Source organism: Clostridium sp. (assembly GCF_036781005.1).
Classification (GTDB): Bacteria; Bacillota; Clostridia; order Clostridiales; family Clostridiaceae; genus Clostridium_B.
On sequence record NZ_DAIQBT010000001.1, the window covers coordinates 94674 to 118495 of the forward strand.

A 23822-nucleotide genomic window follows, 5' to 3' on the forward strand; every position below is an offset into this window, starting at 1 on the left:
ACAGTATAACACGTCTTATTAGACGTATCGAGGAAAAATATAAATAAGTGAAAAAATTGAATTTAGAATAGGGAGATTTTCTACTTTTTTAAAATTCAATATTTTAGGGCGTAAGATCTATATAATTTACAATAACATATAGCTAATCTTGAAAGAACTCTTAAATAGATAGTAAGGTCATTAAGAAAAATTTTTGTAATCATCTGTTAGTGTAAATTATATAGCATAACGTGTCATATTATTTAAATATATTGATAATTTTAAGAGGAATTTCAATATATTTGTAGAACTGTATATTAATATAGAAGATAAAAATGTATTTACAGAATAAGAGGTGGTCTTATGTATCTCGGTAGTAGGAAGTATTTTTTGAAAAGTATTACTGATCTTTGTTCAAGTGGAAGTAATAGAAAAAATATAGAGTTTAGACTTACAGAAGTTAAAGCGTCTATGAGATTTTGGTGGAGAGCACTTAATTATTATGATGCTGCTCATGACTTGTGGACAGATGAAAGAAAGATTTTTGGAGATGGAGATAGTATTAAATCACCAATTGAATTTCGATTGTTAAATAAAGATAAAGAATCAAACGAATGCCATGGTGAGCATATTGTTGGATGGGATTATAGAAAAAATATAAGTAGACCAATTAAATGTATTTTGTCAGGTAAAGAGATAGATTTTCAAATGTCACTTTATAAACGCAGAATTTCAAAAGAAAATTTTACTGACAAAAGTATATCCTTCTATGATAGTCTTTTAAAGCTTTCCTTTATATTGGGAGGAATTGGAAAGAGAAGCAGGAGAGGCTGTGGAGTTTTTTATATAAAAAATAAACATGTAGTTGATAATAATTTTACTCCTGCGACTATATATAATTATGTAATAAAACTTATTGGAAATTTAAAAGTCAGCAATTATTATAATTTTACTGATAAATCATTGCTTATTTCAAGAAAAAAATTTAATACTAATTTAGAATATCCTTATGTAGAAGAGATAATTATATCAAGTAGAGTTACATCAGAAAACGATTTTTATGTAAATAAAATAAAAAAGGCTATAGATGAATGTAAAAAAAATAATATTACTTATAAGGCATCAGATGGAAGATTTGCATGTCCTGTTTATGTGACATGTTATGGCAGTAATAAAGATAGAATTATTCCCATAATTGTAAAGCTACATAATACTTCAAGAAAATCAGGTAAAAATTATGATGATATTGAGTATTACAATAAGTTTAAGGAGATGATACTTTGAAAAATAGGATGATTTTATTTTCTATTGGTTCAGTACAAGATTTTATAATTGATTCTAGAAAAGTAGAAGACCTATATAACAGCAGTTCAATATTGTCGGATTTGATTAAAAAAGGAATATCAATTTTAATAAACCACAATAATGGCAAACTTGTTTTACCCTGTTTGAATGTAGAAAGAGATAATATACCAAATTATTTTATTATCGAATATAAAAGTGATGAATCTATGGGACAAAATATAGAAAAACAATTAAGGGATTACTATTATGACAATTTTGCTGAAATAATAAGCAACATAACAATTACTGATGATTTAAAAGAACAAGGGAAAAAACAATTAAAAGAACAAGGGAAAAAACAATTAAGAGATGCCTTGGATATATATTGGGTAGACTATGAATTACAGAATGGAGAAGGTATCCATAATAATTATAAAGAAATTTATAAAAAGTTGTATAGGTATTTTGATGGAGTAAAAAACTATAAACCAATAAAAGTCAGTTTTGAAGAGGGCAAAAAATGTACTATATGTGGGAAAAGAAATGCTATATTTATAGGGAAAAATTTATCTAAGGGTTCTCAATACATATATAACTATAATTATCTTAAGGAAAATAGTTTGTTTTTACTTTTGGGAAAATTAGAGAATAATATTTCTATAAATAAAATTAAAAATATAATAAAGGACAGAAAAGAAAATTATTTGTGTATAGATAATAAAATTGATGAAAATAAAGAGATGCTTTGCAGTGTTTGCTATTTTAAAAGGCTGTATAATAAAGAAATGAAAATACCTTCTACTGCTGAGATCTCAGTTTCAAGCTGGTTAAGAAAAGTTAAAGATGACGAGGACTATACGTATTATGAAAATACTTTTAAAGAATTTTATAAAATTACTAAAGATGATAAAAACTTAAATACTACAGATAAAGCTTCTTTTAGGTATACTGAATTATGGGATAGTATAAACACTGATGATGAAAAATCAAGTAAATTACTTAAAAAACTTAAGGACGCTTTTGAAAAATTACAAAATAAAAATATAACTAAATATTTTTGTATCTATAGAATGGACATAGATAATTTAGGAAAATGGATGAGTGGAGAATATAAAGAAGATGATGCTGTTAGGCTATATGAATATCAAAAAGAATTATCATGTAATATAAATAACTTTTTTATGAAGATACGCAGTAAGATAGATCAAGAAAATTTAAATGATATTTTATTGGTTTATGCTGGTGGTGATGACATGCTTGTATTACTTCCAGTGGATGAAATATATGAATTTATAAAAATAATAAGAGATGAGTTCTTAGATAATGTGGCTATAGTCAAAAGCAAATACGAGAATATAACTTATTCAGAGGGAATTTTTATAACCCATTATAAAACGCCATTAGGTGAAGTAATCAGAGCTTCAAAGGAAGAAATTGAAAAATTAAAGAACAGATTTAAAGAAAAGAAAAACTTTTATGATGTTCCTAAAAATGGAACTGTAGTTTCAATAATGAATGAAGGTTATGAGTTGAGAAGTGTGTATTATAAGAAGAATATTAAATATTGTCTTGAAGATGATGATTCTAACTATTTTATATTTAAATACTTAATAAATAAATTTTGCGGGGAATTTACTTTTTTTCATAATGAACTAGAAATGGAATTCATGGATTTTGAAAAAAATTTGGACGATAGTATCATATGTGATTTTATTGCTGAAATGCTTGAAGTGGAGCAAAAAAGATGGATTAAAAGAAGTATTATTAAGAAAAAGATAAACAAAAAAATAGATAAAAACCAAGATGAAAAGATTAAGGCTTTTATAGATGAATTAAATTGTAATTTGATTAGCTTCCTTAAAGCAAATTGTAAAGGTAAGTATACTATAGATTTAGAAAACTATTTTAATATATTTCATATAATTAGAAAGCTAAAATTAATTATAAATGGTGGTGTAAATATTGAAAATATTACAGATAAAGCCGAAAGATAACTTGTTTTTAGGTGGAGGCAAAAACTTTAATAAAGGTGAAAGTACATGGTTATCTACAAGATTTGTGCCATATCCATCTGTATTTTATGGAGCTATCTGTTCATTAATGCTTTCGTTAAATGATAAAAGAAGAAAAGATTATATAACTAATTATAAACAAGATAATGCATTTAATAATACGTCTGATCCAAGAAAATATTTAACTGTTGGAAATGTATATTTATACAATGATAAAGATAAACACTATTACATTCCTGCTCCATTAGATGTATTTTACAAAAATAATAATGTAGATAGAAATTATATAAGTAAGATTATAAAAGTAGATGACAGTATAAAAACCTCTTCTAAGATGAACTATTTGTTTAGTTCACCCAAAAATAGCACGAGGTGTGATGGAATGTTTATAAGCTTAAATACATTTTATTCATCCTATTATTATGGAGAAAATGACATAGATATTTTAAACTTAAATGATATTACAACTAATGCATATAAAGTTGGAATTGAAAAAAATGAAAATTACACAGCAAAGGAGGGACATTTATATAGGATAGATTTAACTGAATTTAAGGATGATGATAACAATTCTTGGAGTTATGTTGTTGAGTATGAATTAAATACGCAAAAAAGTCAAACTTGGTGGGAAGATGGAAAGGATCATTTAAATAAGGGATATTTAAAGCTAGGAGGGGAATCAAAGGTTTGTAAATATATTTCTGGGGATATTTGCAATTATTCAATTCCACAAGATGATTTTGATTATGAATATGTAAAATTAATTTTAATGAGTCCTTTGGTAATAAAGGATGAGAATGCAAAATTAAAGGATATTGATATTATTGCTGTATCAACTGGGAAATACTATAGCATTGGGGGCTTTGATTTACAGCTAAATATACCAAAGCCTATGTTTAATGCTTTCCCAGAAGGATCAGTATTTGTATTGGACATAAGAAAACTTGAAGATAGAACAATTAGAAAAATTTGGGAATACGTAACAAAAGAAGAAATCTTTAGGAGTCAGGGCAGTGGTTTTGGTAAGTTTAGAATTGTACCTTTAAAAGATGAATTGATATTAAGCTGAGGGGGAAGAGGATATGGAAAAGTTTAAAAAATATGATGCAATTGTTATATGCTCAACATTAAATCAGATGGTAAATTACATACCTATAATGCTGCATGAAATTGATACTAAAAATATTTATAACATAAGAAGAAATACTCCAACAAATAAAATAATAAAACATAAGTTTGATTATGGCAAATGGGATGAAAATTTTAAAGAAGTTTTAGGTTCTGAATTTGATTGTGAGATACAAAATATAAATTTCAATGAAAAGGAAATAAGTAACCATACTAATATAACTAATCATATAAAAAAACATATAGGAGAAAAAATAGAAGGGAAAAAAGTTTTATGGAATATTACTGGAGGTCAAAGACATTTTGTTATGGCTATAACTGAATATGTTCTTAAATATAAAGAACGAAAAGATGATACTATAATGTATTATGATGGTGACAGAGAAAAGATATACTATTATAGTCAGAATGAAAATAATATAAAACCTTTTAATCTACTAGAGGAAAATTTAAATTATGAAATTACAATACCTAAAGCACTAAGACTTATGGGATTTAAAGTAAAGAATAGAGAGGATTTAAGGGAGCCTTCAGATTACTATAAAGAAATAAATGGAGAGAAAACTGAAGAACATAAATGGTATACAGATTTCCACAAATTTTATTCTGAAAATGAAGAATTGAGAAAGCTTTTAGTTAACTCTAATAGGTTTAAGAATGATAAAGAAGAAAGTACTGATAAAAATTCTAAAAAGGAGAATAAAATTACTAAATCTGTACTCAACAAAATTTTAGAAGAGATTAAAGCTTCTGGGCTAAAGGAAGATATAAAAAATATGTTTAAGGAAAATGCTTTAAAAACGTTAGAAGCCAGTCTTGGTGATCATTGTAAAGGAAAAGTTTTTGGATATATGCTTGAAAAAATGACATTGTATAATCTTATGGATATTATTGAAAGCGATGGTTATAAAGATATAATTTCTGACATTGATGCAGATATATCAGTTGACTCTGCTATTAAACCTAAAAATAAAAGTTTGGATCAATTTGATGTAATGATGGCAACGAAGACGGGAAAGATTATAATGCTTGAGTGTAAATCTGGAGGAATGAGTGGCGATAATGCTAAAAGTAATAATTATTCTACTTATGCAATAGCAGGAGTTTATGGAACCCCCATATTAGTTGTACCAGTGATTGATGGAGATAGTAAAAGTGAAAAAATTCATTATCAAAATAATAAGAATGTATATAAATATGTTGGAGCAGCAATAGACTCAGCAGAAAGGGCATCAATTGATTATAAATGTATCAATGAATTAAGTGAAATACTAGAAAATTATAGAGATATAGAAAAGGAGTAGATTAAATGTTTGTAAAAGCAAATGCAATGATTATTAGAGCAATTACACCTGTTCACGCGGGGAAGGGACGAGCATTGGGTCTTATAGATATGCCAATACAGAAAGAAAAACATACGGGAATTCCTAAAATTGAAGGAGCTTCTTTAAAAGGAAGCCTTAGAGAATTATGTCGCATTCAAGGTAATGAAGAACTGGATGTAAATGTAATATTTGGACCGGAAAATGGGAATGAAAGTGCAGGTTTAGTGGGTTTTACAGATGCTAAATTATTATTTTATCCTATTATATCAATAAATACACTATTTTCTTATGTAACGTGTCCGTACCTGATAAACAGGTTTTTGGAAGATATTGAATTATGCAATGTGGAGATTGATAAACAAAAAAATATCGGTACTGTTCCAAAAATATCTGAAGGAAAATGTATTTTACTAAATAGAAATAGTGAAGATGGCGAATCTATAATATTAGCTGAATATGAATTTGGAATTGATAAAAATGATAATTATAGTGTAATCAGAGACTTAATTACTAATCATAGGATAAGTTTAAAAAGTGAAATGGACGTAGTGGCAATATCAGATACAGATTTTATTGAAATGATAAATTTAACTAGAGATATTATAACAAGAAATAAGATAGCTTATGAAACTGGTACTGTTGCTGATAGTGGCCCATTTACAGAAGAATATTTGCCAGCTGAAAGTATTCTATATTTTTTAACTTTAAAGAATGGAATTAAAGAGGATAAAGATAATAAGGATATGTATGAAAATTATTTAAATTCATTTCCATCTATTGTCCAAGTAGGGGGTAATGCTACTATAGGCAAAGGCATAGTTGAAATAAACAAATTTGAAAAAGGTAAAAAGGATGGTGGTAATAGTTAATGGAAGGAGTAAAAAATATTAATAGGGAAAAGGCAATTTTTGCTTTTAAAAGTATTAATCAGGAAGATATATTAAAATGTGAAAATTTCAAAAGTGATTTAAGACAATTACCAATGTATATTTACACAAATGGACTTATAGCAACTTTATTATTTATACTTAAAAAAAGTAAAAATGGTAAAGAGCAAAATAGCTATGGAAAAATACAAGGCATTATTGAAGATTATATAAAAAATAGTAATATAAATAGCTTGGATTTTCATGAGAAAGATTTAAATAAATTTGTAGATTCTTTATTTAGCAGAGATTCAAAACAATATAGGAGGATTACATTAGATATTATTTCATTATTAGATTGGTTAATTAAATTTGCAGACGGTATGATTGAAGATAAGAAGGGTGAGACAAATGAAGCAGTATAGTAATTCTAAAAGTAAAGCAGATAAAAAACCTAATTATTCTGAAGAGTCTATATTTTGTGATATTTTAAATTCTAATAATAAAAATATAAGAAATAATAATATTAATGATATTAATTTAAATTATCTTATGAATAAATTCTTATGTTATGATCGACAAGAAAATCAAGAAAAAAGCAAATTTTTACGCTGTGATAATGGAGTTAAAGTAGTTGGCAAATCCAATAGCTCAAATAATAATAAAACTGGTAAAGAAATTATAGACAAATATCTTGAAGCTATAAAGAACTATTGTAAGTCCTATAAATTGGATTTAATAATGGATGAGTCTACTAAAGATGTGTTTGAATTTACAGCACATAAACTTATAATTGGTTTCGGAAACCCCAGTGTTTTAGAGAAATCTATAACTATTCATCATATATATGGCATACCTTATATACCTGGTCAAGCAATTAAAGGATGTATGAGAAACTATTTTTTAAATCAATATTATAATATGGAAAAAGGAAAATTTAAAGATGAATCTTATAGAATTTTATATAAATTAATATTTGGAGAAGATATTGAAAATGATGATAATTGTAAGGGCGGAGTAATATTTTTTGATGTTTTCCCTGAATTAGAGGAAAATTTCAAGTTAGAACAAGATGTAATAACACCACACTATAATAACTATTATACTAAAAACAATAAAATCAAAAATTTACCTACTGATGACGGCAAAGTAATTCCAAATATTTATCATATTTTGGACAATCAAAAATTTAAATTCTGTTTAGCTCTGGATAAAAAGAGATGTGTTGATTACTTAAATAGTTCTGGCAAAGAATTTGAAGGCTATTATGATAAATTTAAAGGAAAGGTGATAGAATTATTCAAAAATACTCTTATAGAACATGGATTAGGAGCCAAGACGTCAGTTGGATATGGAAGATTTGATTATGAGAATAGAGAGGTTCCACAAGAAATGTTTGAAAAACAAATATAATCGAGATAAAGGGTAGTCAGTGAGATATTATTCTTAATAGGGAAGGGATACTAGTGCTAATGCCCCATATAGGCTAACTCTGCCTGAATCTAAGAATTATTTTGATTATAAAAAATAAAGGCGGATTTTATGCCACTATCACAAGGCAATAAAAAATATACCTATGCTGATTACTTAACTTGGCCAGAAAATGAAAGATGGGAAATCATTAATGGAGTACCTTGTATGCAAGTTGCTCCTACATGGCAGTATCAAGCTTTATCAAGGGAATTATTAACTCAATTTAACAATTATCTTAAAAATAAATCTTGTGAAGTATTTGCTTCACCATTTGATTTGAGATTACCTGAAGCAAATGAAACAGATGAAGAAACAACTTTTGTGATTCAAGCTGATTTGGTTGTGATCTGTGATAAAGCTGGATTAAAAGGAACAGGTTATTATGGTACTCCTTCTCTCATAATTGAAATTTCATCCCCATCCACCATGAGAAATGATAAGATATGGAAGATCAGAGTCTTACACTGAATCAGATAAAATAAAAATTTCTATATTTCCTGATCTTACAATTCACTTAGCTTCTGTTTTTGATTCAATATAATAAAGTTAAAACTCAACTACCACCTGCTTTCAGGGGTGATAGTTGAGATAACAGAGTTTTACTATTTTCTTTCTGTTATCTTTAAGTTGTGTTAAATATAATTTATTCTTCTCTTTAATGTTGGCTATAATTCTCATACTTAGCTATAAAAACAAATATTGCTTAGCTAGCCATCTGAAATTTTTCCAACCTCTGTAGATTTAGAAAGTGTCATAAAGCCATATAGTACAAGCACTTAAGGCACTTCTTTATGTCATTGAAAAGCAGAGAACCAAAATTTTTAATTTTGTGTGAATCGCTTTCACAGAGTGCGATGGAGGGGTGTTAGCAATGAAAGAAAAAAACGATTCTTGATGTTTTTTGGAGTTGGATTAATTCTATAAAAAGCATATGTCTTCCAAAATCAAGATTTGGAAAGGGCGTAGATTATGACTTGAATAATCTTCAGTCATCTTCATATAAAAAATAAATAGTACACTACGGTCATTTTCATAAATGACCGTTTATTTTTATTCATAATACATCTGAGAGTTTATAGTTTACAAAGTTTATACAATATAAGTTATTTTAGAATTTTTTAAATATGTGTAATGAAATTAGGGTTTATACGTATTAACATATGATGAATTACTTAGCTGGGTAAAAGATCGAAGAAAGGGGGATTTTAAAATATATGGAGCAAATTAAATTAATTAATGCTTTAGATGAAAAAAAATCTAGAAATACAGATTTTACTTATATTTTTGAAACCTACTATAAGAGAATTTACAACTATATATATTACCGGATTAATTGTAATGAAGAAGCAGAAGACTTGACAAGTGAAATATTTGAAAAAGCAATGATTAAAATCAACACGTATAGTGAAGATAAATCTCCTTTTGAAGTATGGCTTTTCGCTATAGCAAGAAACGTAATAAATGATTATTTTAGAAGATTAAAAAAGCATAAAGCGTTTTCTATGGATAAATTGAAAAGGATAATATCCACGGAAAAGAATCCGGAAGACGTATTTGTAAAATCAGAGACTAATGATGAACTTTTAAAAGCACTAAATATTTTAAATACAAAAGAAAGAAATATTGTAGCATTTAAATTTGGAGCAAGTTTAAAAAATAAAGAAATTGCAGAAATTATTGGTATTACAGAAAGCAATGTGGGGGTAATACTCTATAGGACAATGAAAAAGTTAAAAAAAGAATTGGAGAGAGAGGTATAGATATGAACAAAAAAAATATTGAGAATAAATTTTCTGTGAATATGGATGCTTATCTTAATGGAATACAAAATGTTGATGAATCAAACAATGAAGAATTCAATGAACTTTTAGAAATGGGCAAAACTTTAGCAAATAAAGATTTCAGTGAAAATAGTAATAAAGAAGTTGTTTTTAATAGAACGTTAAAAACTATAAATGAATATAAGGAAGGTAATGTTATGAAAAAATCAAATAGAATAAAAAAGACAGTTGTTGTAGCAGCGGTATTTTTAGTAGTGGGTGGTGTGTTTACCAATACTTCTTTAGCTAAAGGTTTAGCAGAAAAAGTAATAAATAAAATATCTTTGGGACATATAACAGTGGAGCAATCAGAAAGTCCTTCAGAGATGGTGGTTCCAACCAATTTGGAAGGCAAAGTCTTTGATAAAAATAAAAATCCTTTAACAGTGATTACAAAGGATACTGGAAAAATATATACAAAATTAGGTGAACAGATTGTCGATATTAAAGATGGAAAGATAGTAACAGCAACTGAGGCAAAAGCTGAAGACGAAAAAATTGAGAAAAATATGCTAGTAATTAAAGATTCCAGCAGCTTAAATAAATATACTTGTTTTGATGTTAAGATGCCTTCATATTTACCAAAAGGTTATAAATTTGATAGAGCAGAATTTTATAAAGGTAAAGATGGAAGCGTAAGTAAAAAATATATTGATTTATATTTTACTAATGCAAAAGCAGAAAAATATATTTATATGCAGCAAAGGTTTGCTGACGAAGAAACTAAATATGAAACTGGAACAGATGGAAAAATTGAGAAGGTGAAAGTTAATGGTAAAGATGCAGTAGTATCTGATAACAGAAGCATGGATTGGGAAAATAATGGGGTACTTTATAATTTATCAGGCAGAGGAGCATTTGGGAAAGATGAATTGATAAAAATTGCAGAGTCTATTAAATAAACAAAATTCTTGACATCAAATGAAGTTATGGCTTACATTCATTGGATAAACAAATTTTATAAGAATAAGCATAATGCTGCGAAAAAGTGAATGTTTTCACTGAAGTAGAGCAGTGTTATGCTTTTTGTTATTTCCTCTTGGGTCTTTTGCCTCATTAATAGTTGACTACTCAACTATATTGTGTTATTTTATCTAATGAAAGGGGTAAAATAGCATTGGATGATAGAGCACAAACTTTAATTAAGTTAACTAACAATATATATAGATGTACCCAGGTTTATATTGATAAAAAACTAAAAAAATACAATCTCACCACAGGTACATATCCTTATCTACTGGTATTGAGTAAAAAAGAAGGTATAAGTCAAAGTGATATAAGCAGAGAACTTAATGTAGACAAATCCATGTCTGCAAGAACTATTAAAAGACTGATATCCTTGGGATATATAAGAAAAGAGGAAAATAAGGAAGATATAAGGGCCTATAGGCTTTATATAACGGATAAGGCAAGAGGGGTAATTCCTGAAATACTGGAAACTATTCATAATTGGATTGATATTTTAATAGAGGGCAATGATAAAAACAAAATTAAAATATCTATGGAATTTTTAGAACAGATTTTAGAAAATGGTAAAAAATACAGGCGTGAAAACTGTGAAAGGATGAAGAAGAATTGAACAACACTAAAAATGAAACCTATAAAAAGAGATGGATAATTTTATTTACTGTTATTTCAGCCACTTTTATGGCCACATTAGATGGAAGTATTGTGAATGTGGCCCTTCCTAATATGTCAGACAAACTAGGTGTCAGCATGGCAGGTATTGAGTGGGTTGTCACCAGTTTTTTTATAACTATTGCAGCTACCATTTTAATATTTGGAAGACTTGGCGATATAAAAGGCAAAATGAAGGTATTTAAGTTTGGAGTAGTGGTTTTTACATTAGGTTCTTTTTTATGTGGGCTTACACATTCACTGCCTTTACTTGTAGCTGCTAGGGTTGTACAGGCAGTAGGAGCTGCTGCTACCATGGCTACCAATCAGGGAATTATAACTCATGTTTTTCCAAGCCATGAGAGAGGAAGAGCCCTTGGAATGGTGGGAACCTTTGTTGCACTTGGTTCTATGGCAGGTCCGCCTATTGGGGGGTTAATTGTCTCTGCTGTAAGTTGGGAATATATATTTTTAATTAATGTACCTATAGGAATAATTGTATTTACTATGGCAATGAAGGTATTACCTAAATCTCATAGCGTGGCGGAAGAAAAAATTGATGGAAAAGGATCTGTTTTATTTACTGTATTTATAGTACTTTTATTTGGAGCACTGCTTCAAGGGCAGAGCATGGGATATAACAATCCCCCTATGATGGGTGCTTTTATTATTTCATTTATATCTTTTGTCATATTTATTATTGTGGAAAACAAAATACAAGTTCCACTGCTGGAGCTTGGAATCTTTAAGAACAGTTTGTTTTCTATAAGTATAATATGTGCTTTTATTTCTTTTACTGCAATTGGTGCTTCAAATATAATACTGCCCTTTTATTTTCAGGACGTATTAAAACTTTCACCGGCTGCAACAGGATTATTTATGATGGTGTCTCCTGTAGTGTTATCCATAGTGGCTCCCATCAGTGGATACATGTCAGATAAGGTTGGCTCAGAGATACTTACCTTAATTGGGCTTTCTTTTACAAGTGTGGGTTTGTTTTTAATATCCAGTTTAAATGAAAAGTCTTCCTTGATTATCTTGGTAGTGTACATAGTGGTTATGACTTTGGGAAATGGTATGTTTCAATCTCCAAATAATTCACTGGTTATGTCAACTGTACCCAAAAACAAACTTGGTATAGCAGGAAGTGTAAATGCACTTATAAGAAATCTGGGAATTGTACTTGGCACATCTGCTGCTACTTTGCTTTTGTACAATAGAATGAGTTACAAGATTGGATACAGGGTAGTGGACTATGTTAAGGGAAGAGATGATGTATTTATCTATGGAATGAGGTGGGTATATATATCTGCTGGAATTATGTGTGTTATAGGAGTTATAATCACAGCTTTGAGATTCTATAACAATAAAGGAGATAAGATGAAACCTAAAATAAAAAAATCAAAAACACTAGAAGATAATGCAATTTGACATATTACTTGGAGGGAAAGAATATAATAAGGGTGAAAGTCTGTATATGAAAGGAATTTAGAATGATTTACTTTAGGTATCCCAGTAAATACAAGTATCCCTTTGAGGCAAAAAGGTCTTATTACCGCAATGATACCAATAAAAAAGGCTCTGAAAAGGTTGTAAAACTTCAGGAGCAAAATCTTCACCCTGATAATTTTAGTATGAAATATCCCTTTATAGATCCTTTAAATTGTAAAGGAAGCGGCGTGGACAAAGTTAATAATGAAATTATAAATCAGGTAAGCGAACTTTTTAAAAGTCAAGTCCTTCAAATTGGAGTTGTAGATTTTAACGAAGTTATGGGAAATTATGAAGTAATGTTAAATAAGAATGGTATTTTAAGTATATTATTTAGTATGTATACTTATGTAAATAGGGCTGCTCATGGTTTTACTCTCTATTCTTCCATGACTGCCAATGTAGCAACTGGACAAATTTATAGCTTCAGCGATCTTTTCAACAGCAAAGTGTACTATAAAGGCTTCCTGGATCCCATAGCAAAGCAGTATATAAAAGAAAATAATATCACTTTAATTAATGAATACAATGGCATTACTGAAAATCAGCAGTTTTATTTGACTCCTGACAGTCTGGTGCTTTACTATCAAATTTATGAATATACACCTTATTATTATGGACTGTTTAAAATAGAAATTCCATATGACAAAATAACAAATATATTAAGTCCTGTTGGTCCTATCAATAAATTAATATAGAAATGATAATATTTTCAATAAAAGGGGTATTCTTATTTTAGATACCTCTTCTTGCTATATGTAAATATTTCCTATATCTATTCAGGAAAAAATATATATTAATATATTGATAGTATCTAAAAAAGATACTATAATATTTATATACATTTAAAATTATAGTTTAGGGACAAGCTCCCTTTAAGTGGTAATTATTTGATGAGAGTAAACTTTCAGTGTTTTAAAGGAGTAAAAAGCTTAATGATATTAAAAAAAATTGATAAAAATTACAACTTTATTTCCATATTTAATACACAGAGTGGATTTTATATGAGAACAGGAATATTGGATGACAGTGGAAAGGACACTGGGGTAGAAGTATTTCAATCTTCTTTTCCAGAACTTATAGATATAGGAATTATGGGACATTGTGTTCATGGAAAGTCTGGATTGTGTTTAAAGGCAGGGGTTCAATGTTATCAAAATGGCATGAATATACAGCAGGAGAATATGAGTCTTGAAAATTATATTAAAATAATAGATGAAATAAAAGGAAAAACTTTTCAGGTAGCCCTTGGAGGAAGAGGTGATCCAAACAAACATGAAAATTTTTATGAAATACTTGAGTATACAAGAATAAATAATATTGTTCCCAATTACACCACTTCAGGATTTTTGTTAAAGGACGAAGAGGTGCAGCTTACAAAAAAATATTGTGGGGCAGTGGCGGTTTCATGGTATTTTCACCAGTATACTAAAAAAGCTGTAGATATGTTTGTAAAATCTGGTATGAAGGTGAACATTCATTATGTATTGAACAGTACAAGTGTTGAAGAAGCATCTTATATGCTCTATAAAGATAAATTTCCAAGGGGGATAAATGCAGTTATATTTTTGCTGCACAAACCTGTAGGGCTTGGAAAAGAGGATAGGGTATTGAAATATGAAGATAAAACTGTACAAGATTTTTTTAAAAATATAATGTGGAAAAAATACCCTTTTAAAATAGGTTTTGATAGCTGCAGTGTACCTGCATTGATAAATTTTAATAGTAATTTTGACATACACAGTATTGATACCTGTGAAGCAGCCAGATGGTCTATGTATATTACTCCAGATATGAAAGCTCTTCCCTGTAGTTTTGATCAGGAATTAAAGTGGTGTGTAGAATTAAAAGATAAAAATATAGGTTATGCCTGGAACAGTAATGTATTTGAAAATTTCAGAAATAAATTCAAAAAATCCTGTCCGAATTGCAGGGAAAAGGTTAATTGCATGGGAGGGTGTCCTCTGTGCAGAAGTATTATATTGTGCAATAGAGAGGAAATGTATAAATTATGAAAATAAGAATGGATTTTGTTACTAATAGTTCTTCTTCAAGTTTTATATTGGGTGTAAAAGATAAGCTTACAAAAGAAAAAGTTTTAAATATGATGAAGGTACCGGGGGATTCACCTTTAAGAGAGTTGGCTGAGGAGTTTGCAGGAATTATTTATTCAAACTCATCAAAATTTAAATTAGATGAAATATTAGAGGATTATGGTTGTGAGGATATTTCAGAGTTACCAGATATGTATAAGAAAATAATTGGTAATGATGAATTTGTGTTTTATGAAGGTACTGTGTCAGATGAAATAAATAGTGTTTATAGTATTTTATGTAATATGGATTTTCATTATGAAGATGAAAATTTCATATTTTATAAGGAGGCTGGATATTAGAGAAGGTACGAATAGTCAATTTGGGGTATTGTCTATTCGTGTATATAAAATTTAACATGAACTGCCTTGCCAATAACCTTAAAAGAATCTTCTTCTAATTCTTCTTTAGATAAAGCTACAGGGTTATATTTGTGATTTTCCGGTAATATTATTAAGCTATCTCCGCATTTTAACACTCTCCTCAGTATAATACCCATGTTTTTAACCTGTATAAGCATTAATTTATTATCTTCTATATAATCCTGTTTGTGAATGCATACCAAATCATTTTTAAATATACGGGCATTTGACATGCTGTCATCTTTAACCTTGAAGAAGAAATAATCTTTAGAGAGTTCTTCTGGTTTGTCAAAATATTCATATCCGCTAATATTTTCAGCAATAAATAATGATGGATTATTTTTATTGGTTTGAAATATAGGAATCCTTGAGAGATAACTGGATTCCATTTTTTTTATATTTGTTACACCAATTAGGTAGTCTATTGAAACTTTGAAATAATCCGATAAAAGTTTTAGTGTTTCAATATTAGGCTGTAGTCTTCCAAGTTCATACTTTGATATATTTGCCTTGGTAAGATTTAAAATTGAAGCAATTGCCTCCTGGGTTAAATTGTTCTCTTCTCTGAGTTCTCTAAGTCTCATTGCAAAATTCATAATTGTACCAACTCCCAAGTATATTTTATAATAAATACAATAAAAACCATATTTTATTTCTAAAAAAGATATAATATTATAAAAGTTTCTAAAAAAGCTACTAGCGTTGCTCGAATTTTGTCTGAAATATCTCACCTGAAACTTTCAAATATGTTTTAGTGAATCTTACAAAAATGTAAGGTTCATATTTAGGTTGTAAGGTTTCTGTCATTGCTATAGTACTCATGAAAAAATACAATAAAGATAAAAAGGGCTATGCAATAAATTATAGAAAAAGGAGAAAGGCTATGAGCAACATATTGAAAGTTGAAAATTTAACAAAAATCTATGGCCAAGGGGAAAATAGGGTAGAAGCATTAAAAAATATATCTTTTACTGTAAATAGGGGTGAATTTATAGCTATAATGGGAGCTTCAGGCTCAGGAAAAAGTACCCTTCTCCACACCATAGGGGGACTTGACAGACCTACATCTGGAAAGGTGTACATTGATGGTGAAGATATATATAAACTAAATGAATCCAAGCTTGCCATATTTAGAAGAAGAAATATTGGTTTTGTATTTCAATTCTTTAACCTTATACCGGTTTTGGATGTAGAGGAGAATATATCCCTTCCTGCACTTTTAGATAAAGAGAAAGTGGATAAGAATTATTTAAATGAAGTAATAGCTATGCTTGGATTGAAAGACAGGATTAAACATCTTCCATCCCAGCTTTCAGGAGGACAGCAGCAGAGGGTTTCCATTGGCAGAGCTCTTATAAATAAGCCTGCCTTGATTCTGGCAGATGAACCTACTGGAAATTTAGATAGTAAAAATGGCAGAGAAGTTATAGAACTTTTAAAATTGTCTTCTAAAAAGTATAACCAAACTTTGGTTGTTATAACCCATGATATAAATGTGGCTGAACAGGCAGAAAGAATAATTAATATAAGTGACGGAGAAATAAAATGGAATGATTAAATGATGGGAGGTGATGGATAAATGAAAAATTATAAGGAAATAACAGATAAATATTTAAAACACAATAAAAAAAGAACGGCACTTACTATTTTGGGAATAATACTTTCTGTGGCTTTAATAACTTCAGTGGGACTTTTTATAAAGAGTCTGCAAAATTCATTTGTTGAAAGCACCATAAAGTCAGAAGGCGGCTTTCATGTGAAAATTTCAAATGTAAATAATGAAGATTATATTAAGCTGAAAAACAATGTTAAGATTGATACCATAGGCATTCAGGAGAATTGGCTGCAGTGCCGTTTAAAAGAAGGCAAAGAAATAGAAATTGATAGAGTGGATAAAAATGCTCTAAAGCTTTTACCAGATTATTATAAACCTATTAAAGGAAAGTTTCCAGAAAAAGAAGGAGAAATAGCACTGGAAAGCTGGGTATTTAAATATATTGACAATTCCCCCGATATAGGTGATAGTATAAATTTAAAAACAGCTACAGGAGAAATAAAAAGTTTTAAGATTACAGGAATTATTCCCAATCAAGTTCAAAGCCAATACAAAGGTATTGCTCTTGGAATGACCTATTTAAATAAATTTAATGTGGAGAAGTCAACCTTATATTTAACCATACACAAAAGTGCGGGAATAAGTAACACTGCAGAGGAATTAAGTAATAGATTTAAAGAAAATTGTGTGAAAAATAGTCATCTGTTGAACTATTTGGGTCAAGGCAGTGATGATTTGAATAAAAGCCTTTATTCCATAGCTGCAATAGTAATAATTATTATTGTAATTGCCACCATAGCAGTTATATATAATTCATTTCAGATAGGTGTAATGGAGAGAATGAAACAATTTGGACTTTTAAGAGCTGTAGGGGCTACACCTTCTCAGATAAGAAAGATAGTGCTGAGGGAAGCTTCCATAATAAGTGCAGTAGGTATTCCCCTTGGAATTGTGGCAGGAATATTTGCAATGTTTGTGGTAAGCAAAATATTTAGCATAATGTCAGGTTCTCTGTTTGGGGAGTTGAAAATAATAATTCCATATTATGTACTTGTTATAAGTGTTTTTGTGGGACTGGCAGCTGTATATATTTCTGCTTTTATCCCTGCAAGGGCTGCTGGAAAAGTTTCACCTTTGACTGCCATAAGCAGCAGGGCATATATATCAAAGGAAAAAATAAGGAGAAACAGAGGGAAAATAGTTAAAAGGTTTTTAAATATAGAAAGTGTTATGGCCTTTAAAAATATAAAGAGAAATAGAAAAAAGTTTATAGTTACTGTTTTTTCCATGATGATAAGTATAGCCCTTTTTATATTCTTTTCCTCCTTTGTAAGTATGATGGGAAAGTTTACAGATCCTCCATCGGAGAGTGATAAAATGCATTTTGAAGCTATTGGTATAATAGATAAAGCAGGGGATAGCTCTCTTAAAACTGATTTTATAGATAAAATAAGAAAAAATAATCTGGTGAGTAAGGTATATATATCCTATGGAACCTATAAATCAGATATCTTTATTTCTGATAGTGAAAAAAACAGCTATATAGCTAAAAATGCACCAGAAATGTACAATAAGGTAGATTTTAAAAATGAAACTTTAAATTCCATGAATGCAGTTATAGACATATATGACCAGGATAAACTAGCAAGTATTAAAAATTATATAAAAGAGGGCAAGACAGATACTGACTATATGAATCAGGAGAATGGTGTTATCATAGTAAAAAATAATATAATAGCTGTAAATAAAAAATATTATAATGGGGCAATTACTAATTTGAAAGCAGGAGACAGCTTTTATATGAATAGAAATATGCTCTATAAAGGTATGATAGGTGAAGACTATACGGAAGAAAATAGTAATCCTGCTTCAACAAATTATAATATGGTTAAAGTTAAAGTGGCAGCTGTAGTGGAAAGTGCCCCTTATTATTTTTATAATGGGGATAATAGGTCTCTATATGTGATAATGACAAAGGATGTAATAAAAAATATAACTGGCAGAGATAATTTTTCTTTTAAAACAGCGGACATAATATTGAAAAATGAGAAGGAGGAAGATAAATTTAATGAATTTCTGCAGCCTTTATGTGATAGTAATGGGGTAAAATTAGTTGATATAGTTAAAATGAATCAGTCAAGGAGAGCAGAATCACTGCAGCTTTTAATTCTTATATACGGGTTTATAGCTGTAATATCTTTTATTGGGGCGGTTAATATAATAAATACCATAACTACAAATTTAGTTTTGAGAAGAAAAGAAATTGCCTCTTTAAATGCAATTGGCATGACCTATAAGAATATAAGATCTATGATTTTGACAGAAGGAGTTTTATATGGATTGTATGGTGCTTTTTACGGGGGAGTAGTGGGAAGCCTATTGTCCTATGGATTATCTTATTTTATGAAAGAAATTATGAATTTTAAATGGAGCATTCCCTGGAATATGATATTTATAAGTGGGGCAGCTGCAGTATTTATAGGACTTATATCTGTGATTAAACCTCTGTCAAGAATTAAAAAAGAAAATGTAATAGATGTCATAAGGGAAGAAAATTAGTTATAATATATATGTGGATTAATTGTGGAGAAGATATTATATGATTTCTGATTTTTTACTTGTTGCGGCAATTATCTGTGCTGCCATAGCTATTAAGGTGATAAAAGATAAAAAGTCCAATAAGTAATACCCAAGGTAAAAGTGTGTTGGTACTTTCAAAGAGTTTGCCAACACATTTTTTAAGATATAGTTTTTAACGGAGGTGGCTGACTTTGAGTAAAATATTACTTTTAGAAGATGATGAAGCATTGGCTCTTGGCATTGAGTTTACCCTTTTAGATGAGGGCTATGAGGTTGTGAAGTGCCTAAATGTGAAGGAAGCAGTAGAAACCTTCAATAGTGCAGCTTTTGATATTTTAATACTTGATGTAATGCTTCCAGATGGAAATGGCTATGATGTATGTAAATATGTAAGAGAAGAGAGCCAGGTTCCGGTTATATTTTTAACTGCCTGTGATGAAGAGGTAAATGTAGTTCTGGGTCTTGACATGGGAGCGGACGATTACATAACAAAGCCTTTTAGAGTAAAGGAATTTGTATCCAGAGTTAAAGCTATTTTAAGAAGAACAGAAAACAATAATTGTAAGCCTAAAATATTGAAATGCAGTGATATAGTTTTAAATACAGAAACACTTGAAGTCAGTAAAAGAGGAGCTGATTTGGCACTTTCCATGCAGGAATACAAACTTCTTTTACTATTTATGAATAATGCCAAAAGAGTTATGAGCAGAGAAGAGATATTGGATAATTTAACTGATGGAAGTGGAGAGTATTTTGATCCAAATACCCTTTCTGTATACATAAAGAGGATAAGAGAAAAGATAGAAGAGGATTCTTCAAATCCCAGATACATAAAAACTAAAAGAGGCTTTGGATACCAGTGGGATATAAAAGTTGAGAGGGAGTAAAATGATATGATTTTATACTATGAAAATCCAGAAATTAAGAGGAGCTCATGTATTATATTGATTCTGGCAGTGATATTTATAGCAGTGAACTCTTTTGTTTTATATAAAGGTTATGAAAGGGTTAAAAAAGATTATATAAATAACAATGCAGCTTTAGTAGGAAAAATAGTGAAAATTCACCCCCAGCTTGAAAATGAAGTGGTGCCTGTAATAACAAAGGAAAGCAGTTCAGAAGATGTTGGGTTTGGAAAAAAAGTACTAAGTAAGTATGGGTACGAAGAAAATTTAAATATAAACTTATTGCCTAAGTTAAGAGAAGATTATAGCAATTTGAGCAAGTCTATGATTTTTTCTATGATATGCTTTTTTATAATTGTATTTTTAATAAATAGAGCAGAATATGTAAACATATATAGAAAACTGGAGAATCTTATGGCTGCAGCAAAAAATGTAATTGATTACAATTTTAATATAGGTATTTATGAAAATACCGAAGGTATATTTGCAAAGCTCGCCTATACTTTTAACAATATGAGAGTTATATTGAAAAACAATTTAGTTCAAATTCAAAAAGAAAAAACTTTTCTAGTAAATACCCTGTCGGATATATCCCATCAGATAAAAACTCCTATTTCTTCTCTCATAATATATAATGATATACTTTTAAATAGAAAAGTAAATGAAGAAAAGAAAATTGAGTTTTTAAGGATTAGTCAGAATCAGTTAAATAGAATTCAATGGCTTATAAAAAGTTTGCTCCAGCTTGCAAGACTTGATGTAGGGGCAGTAAAATTTGAAATGAAAAGTAATGATATAAATAAAACTGCAGAAGCATCTATAGAATCTTTGAAAATTAAGTCACAAAATGCAAGAGTGAGAGTTGAATTTTATCCTGGAGAAAATGAAATTATGGTGAACCATGATTCTAACTGGGTAAGTGAAGCTATTATAAATATAATTAAAAATGCCATTGAACATAGTGAGCCTGGTGGAAAGGTTAAGGTGTTTACAGAAAAATCTCAAGTGTGTGTGAGAGTAATAATTAAGGACAATGGCAGTGGAATAGATAAAGATGAAATTAGGCATATATTCGAAAGATTTTATAAGGGAAAGACAAATAAAAATACAGAATCTGTTGGAATTGGACTGGCACTTTCAAAATCTATAATTGAAGGAAATCAGGGAATGATTAATGTAAAAAGTAACATGGGAATAGGAACTGATTTTGAAATTACTTTTTTGAATGGAATATACTAAATTAATAGACATATCTTAAGCTATTTATAATACATAGTGTATTATATTTTATCCAAAGGCCAACAATGATATAATTCATAATTTTAATGAATTGTAAAATATAAGAAGGAATTCGTAACTTTTTGTAGAATATTTATAAAAAATGAACTTTATGATAATAAATTCATGGAATGTTTAATAAAATTTTAGAAATATGATGAACAATAGTTCTTATTTATTCACATATTTTAAGGACAATCCATCATATCTTAACAAAACAATAGATAATATGAATAAACAGATTAAAAATATTAACTTAATTAAAGATATAAATGCTGGTTCACAGAATAATTTTAGTATTGTTGCTATTGGAAGAACATTATTATTTTTTCCAAAATACAAGATAAATATAATACCCACTTTTATAAATGTTCAAACAAGTATAAAGGATGTAGAATTATCTTTAGATAGTAATAAGATTGGAAAAAGCGACACCAATGATTTTACTAAAGAATTTGGGCCCTTTATTCCAGGAAAGTATAAATTATATGCTATGTAAATAAAGTATTGCAGTTCATAAAAATATAATTTGTGGAAAGGAGAATCTTATTGGATATAAATGGTGTGTTTCTATGGTATTATAATATTTGCAAAAGAGAACTGTGGCTTATGTCAAGAAAAATTATACCAGATCAACGGGATGAAAATGTAGATGTAGGAAGATTTATACATAAAAATACATACAAAAGAAATAAAAAGGAAATAAGTTTTGGTAACGTAAAATTTGATATAGTATTTAGTTCAAAAAACAAATTGGTAATAGGGGAAACCAAAAAATCATCTAAATATAAAGAGGCATCTAAGTGGCAGTTGATGTTTTATCTAAAGACTTTAAAAGATGCAGGAATACATGCTAGTGGGCAGCTTTTTTATCCTGAAGAGAGAAAAAGGGAAGAAGTTATATTAGATGATATCTCAAGCAGAAAATTGGGTGAAATGATCTCTGATATAGAATATATATGTAGTTTGGACAAGCCTCCTAGTGTAAAAAAGATTCCCTATTGCAAAAATTGTGCTTATAGAGAATATTGTTTTGCATGATTAAATTGGAGGTGTGTAAAATGAAAAAGGATATTTATATATTTAATAACGGGGAATTAAAGAGAAAAGAGAATACAATATGTTTTGAAAGTGAAGATAACAAAAAACACATACCTGTAGAAGAAATAGATACTATATGGATATTTGGAGAAGTGACGTTGAATAAAAGGTTCTTGGATTTTGCATCTCAAAAAGAAATATGTCTGCATTTCTTTAATTATTATGGTTATTATACAGGAAGCTTCTATCCAAGAGAACATTATAATTCAGGATATGTCATATTAAAGCAGTGTGAATTTTATTTGGATTTTGATAAAAGAATGAATATTGCAAGGAAAATCATACAAACTGCCGTGGAAAATATAATGGTAGTGCTTAAATACTATAAAAGCAGGGGAATTCAACTGGAAAACGAAATAGCAGATATTTTTAATAAATCAAAAACTATGGAAGGTACAGAAAGTATTGAACAGCTTATGGCAGTGGAAGGAAACATAAGGGAAAAATATTATACTTGTTTTAATAAAATAATTAAAGCTGAAGAATTTAAATTTAGGGGAAGAAGCAAAAGACCACCTAAAGATAATATAAATGCACTTATAAGCTTTGGAAATTCGGTTATGTATTCTACAGTACTTGGAGAAATATATCAGACACATCTGGATCCAAGAATAGGATATTTACATTCTACAAATATGAGAAGATTTACTTTGAATTTGGATATAGCTGAAATATTTAAGCCTATACTTGTGGATAGATGTATATTTTCACTTTTAAATAAAAATATAATTACAGTAAAGGATTTTCAAGAACAATTTAATGGTATATTGTTATCTGAAAATGGGAAAAAGAAATTTTTGCAGGAATATAATAACAAACTCTACACTACCATAAAACATCCTAATCTCAATAAACCAGTTAGTTACAAGAGATTAATCCGAATGGAACTTTATAAAATACAAAAGCATATTACTCAAGATGAAGAATATGTTGGATTTATAGCGAGGTGGTAA

Annotated in this window: 22 protein-coding genes and 1 pseudogene; 22 read left to right on the top strand and 1 reads right to left on the bottom strand. The window is 28.9% G+C overall.

Annotation, left to right across the window (positions count from 1 at the left end; all coding sequences use genetic code 11):
- The first annotated feature begins 369 nt into the window (after nucleotides 1–369).
- The 15 genes and pseudogenes from cmr1 to V7Q02_RS00475 all read left to right on the top strand — a co-directional run bounded on the left by cmr1 (nucleotide 370) and on the right by V7Q02_RS00475 (nucleotide 15390).
- Nucleotides 370–1263: a type III-B CRISPR module RAMP protein Cmr1 gene (cmr1, locus tag V7Q02_RS00405; protein WP_333858976.1), complete on the top strand. Its 894-nt coding sequence runs from the start codon at nucleotides 370–372 to the stop codon at nucleotides 1261–1263.
- Nucleotides 1260–3257, top strand: coding sequence for a type III-B CRISPR-associated protein Cas10/Cmr2 (gene cas10, locus V7Q02_RS00410; protein ID WP_333858977.1), 1998 nt, complete (start codon nucleotides 1260–1262; stop codon nucleotides 3255–3257). Before cmr1 ends, cas10 begins: the two co-directional genes overlap by 4 nt.
- The gene (locus V7Q02_RS00415) at nucleotides 3226–4344 is read left to right on the top strand and encodes a type III-B CRISPR module-associated Cmr3 family protein (protein WP_333858978.1); all 1119 of its coding nucleotides are present in this window, start codon (nucleotides 3226–3228) and stop codon (nucleotides 4342–4344) included. Before cas10 ends, V7Q02_RS00415 begins: the two co-directional genes overlap by 32 nt.
- 13 nt (nucleotides 4345–4357) lie before the next feature.
- Nucleotides 4358–5707: a DNA-binding protein gene (locus V7Q02_RS00420; RefSeq protein WP_333858979.1), complete on the top strand. Its 1350-nt coding sequence runs from the start codon at nucleotides 4358–4360 to the stop codon at nucleotides 5705–5707.
- A gap of 5 nt (nucleotides 5708–5712) precedes the next feature.
- Nucleotides 5713–6597 (top strand): type III-B CRISPR module RAMP protein Cmr4, encoded by an 885-nt coding sequence (gene cmr4 / locus V7Q02_RS00425; protein WP_333858980.1) that lies wholly within the window; start codon nucleotides 5713–5715, stop codon nucleotides 6595–6597.
- Nucleotides 6597–7019 carry a type III-B CRISPR module-associated protein Cmr5 gene (gene cmr5, locus V7Q02_RS00430; protein WP_333858981.1) on the top strand — a complete coding sequence of 141 codons (423 nt, stop codon included), beginning with the start codon at nucleotides 6597–6599 and terminating at the stop codon, nucleotides 7017–7019. Before cmr4 ends, cmr5 begins: the two co-directional genes overlap by 1 nt.
- Nucleotides 7006–8007 carry a type III-B CRISPR module RAMP protein Cmr6 gene (gene cmr6, locus V7Q02_RS00435; RefSeq protein WP_333858982.1) on the top strand — a complete coding sequence of 334 codons (1002 nt, stop codon included), beginning with the start codon at nucleotides 7006–7008 and terminating at the stop codon, nucleotides 8005–8007. The genes cmr5 and cmr6 overlap by 14 nt, the downstream gene beginning before the upstream one ends.
- A 129-nt stretch (nucleotides 8008–8136) precedes the next feature.
- Nucleotides 8137–8608 (top strand): annotated as a pseudogene (locus V7Q02_RS00440) (Uma2 family endonuclease).
- A 673-nt stretch (nucleotides 8609–9281) separates the two neighbouring features.
- Entirely contained in the window at nucleotides 9282–9827 is a 546-nt protein-coding gene (locus V7Q02_RS00445; RefSeq protein ID WP_333858983.1) for a sigma-70 family RNA polymerase sigma factor, read from the top strand.
- A 2-nt stretch (nucleotides 9828–9829) separates the two neighbouring features.
- Nucleotides 9830–10789, top strand: a complete 960-nt coding sequence (locus tag V7Q02_RS00450; protein ID WP_333858984.1) for a DUF4367 domain-containing protein — start codon at nucleotides 9830–9832, stop codon at nucleotides 10787–10789.
- A 215-nt stretch (nucleotides 10790–11004) separates the two neighbouring features.
- Entirely contained in the window at nucleotides 11005–11466 is a 462-nt protein-coding gene (locus tag V7Q02_RS00455) for a MarR family winged helix-turn-helix transcriptional regulator (RefSeq protein ID WP_333858985.1), read from the top strand.
- Nucleotides 11463–12935, top strand: coding sequence for an MFS transporter (locus V7Q02_RS00460; protein WP_333858986.1), 1473 nt, complete (start codon nucleotides 11463–11465; stop codon nucleotides 12933–12935). The genes V7Q02_RS00455 and V7Q02_RS00460 overlap by 4 nt, the downstream gene beginning before the upstream one ends.
- Before the next feature lie 62 nt (nucleotides 12936–12997).
- Nucleotides 12998–13693, top strand: coding sequence for an RsiV family protein (locus V7Q02_RS00465; protein WP_333858987.1), 696 nt, complete (start codon nucleotides 12998–13000; stop codon nucleotides 13691–13693).
- A gap of 237 nt (nucleotides 13694–13930) precedes the next feature.
- The gene (locus tag V7Q02_RS00470) at nucleotides 13931–15010 is read left to right on the top strand and encodes a radical SAM protein (RefSeq protein WP_333858988.1); all 1080 of its coding nucleotides are present in this window, start codon (nucleotides 13931–13933) and stop codon (nucleotides 15008–15010) included.
- Nucleotides 15007–15390 carry a hypothetical protein gene (locus tag V7Q02_RS00475; RefSeq protein ID WP_333858989.1) on the top strand — a complete coding sequence of 128 codons (384 nt, stop codon included), beginning with the start codon at nucleotides 15007–15009 and terminating at the stop codon, nucleotides 15388–15390. Before V7Q02_RS00470 ends, V7Q02_RS00475 begins: the two co-directional genes overlap by 4 nt.
- Nucleotides 15391–15422: 32 nt before the next feature.
- Here V7Q02_RS00475 and V7Q02_RS00480 read toward each other — a convergent pair whose 3' ends face one another.
- Complete coding sequence (locus V7Q02_RS00480; protein WP_333858990.1) at nucleotides 15423–16046, bottom strand: helix-turn-helix domain-containing protein; 624 nt, start codon at nucleotides 16044–16046, stop codon at nucleotides 15423–15425.
- 287 nt (nucleotides 16047–16333) lie between these two features.
- Here V7Q02_RS00480 and V7Q02_RS00485 point away from each other — a divergent pair, with 287 nt between their 5' ends.
- The 7 genes from V7Q02_RS00485 to cas1b all read left to right on the top strand — a co-directional run bounded on the left by V7Q02_RS00485 (nucleotide 16334) and on the right by cas1b (nucleotide 23822).
- Nucleotides 16334–17008 (top strand): ABC transporter ATP-binding protein, encoded by a 675-nt coding sequence (locus V7Q02_RS00485; RefSeq protein ID WP_333859047.1) that lies wholly within the window; start codon nucleotides 16334–16336, stop codon nucleotides 17006–17008.
- Nucleotides 17009–17029: 21 nt separating this feature from the next.
- Nucleotides 17030–19564, top strand: coding sequence for an ABC transporter permease (locus tag V7Q02_RS00490; RefSeq protein WP_333858991.1), 2535 nt, complete (start codon nucleotides 17030–17032; stop codon nucleotides 19562–19564).
- Nucleotides 19565–19776: 212 nt separating this feature from the next.
- Nucleotides 19777–20472 (top strand): response regulator transcription factor, encoded by a 696-nt coding sequence (locus tag V7Q02_RS00495; protein WP_333858992.1) that lies wholly within the window; start codon nucleotides 19777–19779, stop codon nucleotides 20470–20472.
- A gap of 6 nt (nucleotides 20473–20478) precedes the next feature.
- Entirely contained in the window at nucleotides 20479–21729 is a 1251-nt protein-coding gene (locus tag V7Q02_RS00500; protein WP_333858993.1) for a sensor histidine kinase, read from the top strand.
- A gap of 193 nt (nucleotides 21730–21922) precedes the next feature.
- Complete coding sequence (locus tag V7Q02_RS00505; RefSeq protein WP_333858994.1) at nucleotides 21923–22267, top strand: TcaA second domain-containing protein; 345 nt, start codon at nucleotides 21923–21925, stop codon at nucleotides 22265–22267.
- 50 nt (nucleotides 22268–22317) lie between these two features.
- On the top strand, nucleotides 22318–22809 hold the full coding sequence (gene cas4 / locus V7Q02_RS00510) for a CRISPR-associated protein Cas4 (RefSeq protein ID WP_333858995.1): 492 nt from the start codon (nucleotides 22318–22320) through the stop codon (nucleotides 22807–22809).
- Between the two features lie 20 nt (nucleotides 22810–22829).
- The gene (gene cas1b, locus V7Q02_RS00515) at nucleotides 22830–23822 is read left to right on the top strand and encodes a type I-B CRISPR-associated endonuclease Cas1b (protein ID WP_333858996.1); all 993 of its coding nucleotides are present in this window, start codon (nucleotides 22830–22832) and stop codon (nucleotides 23820–23822) included.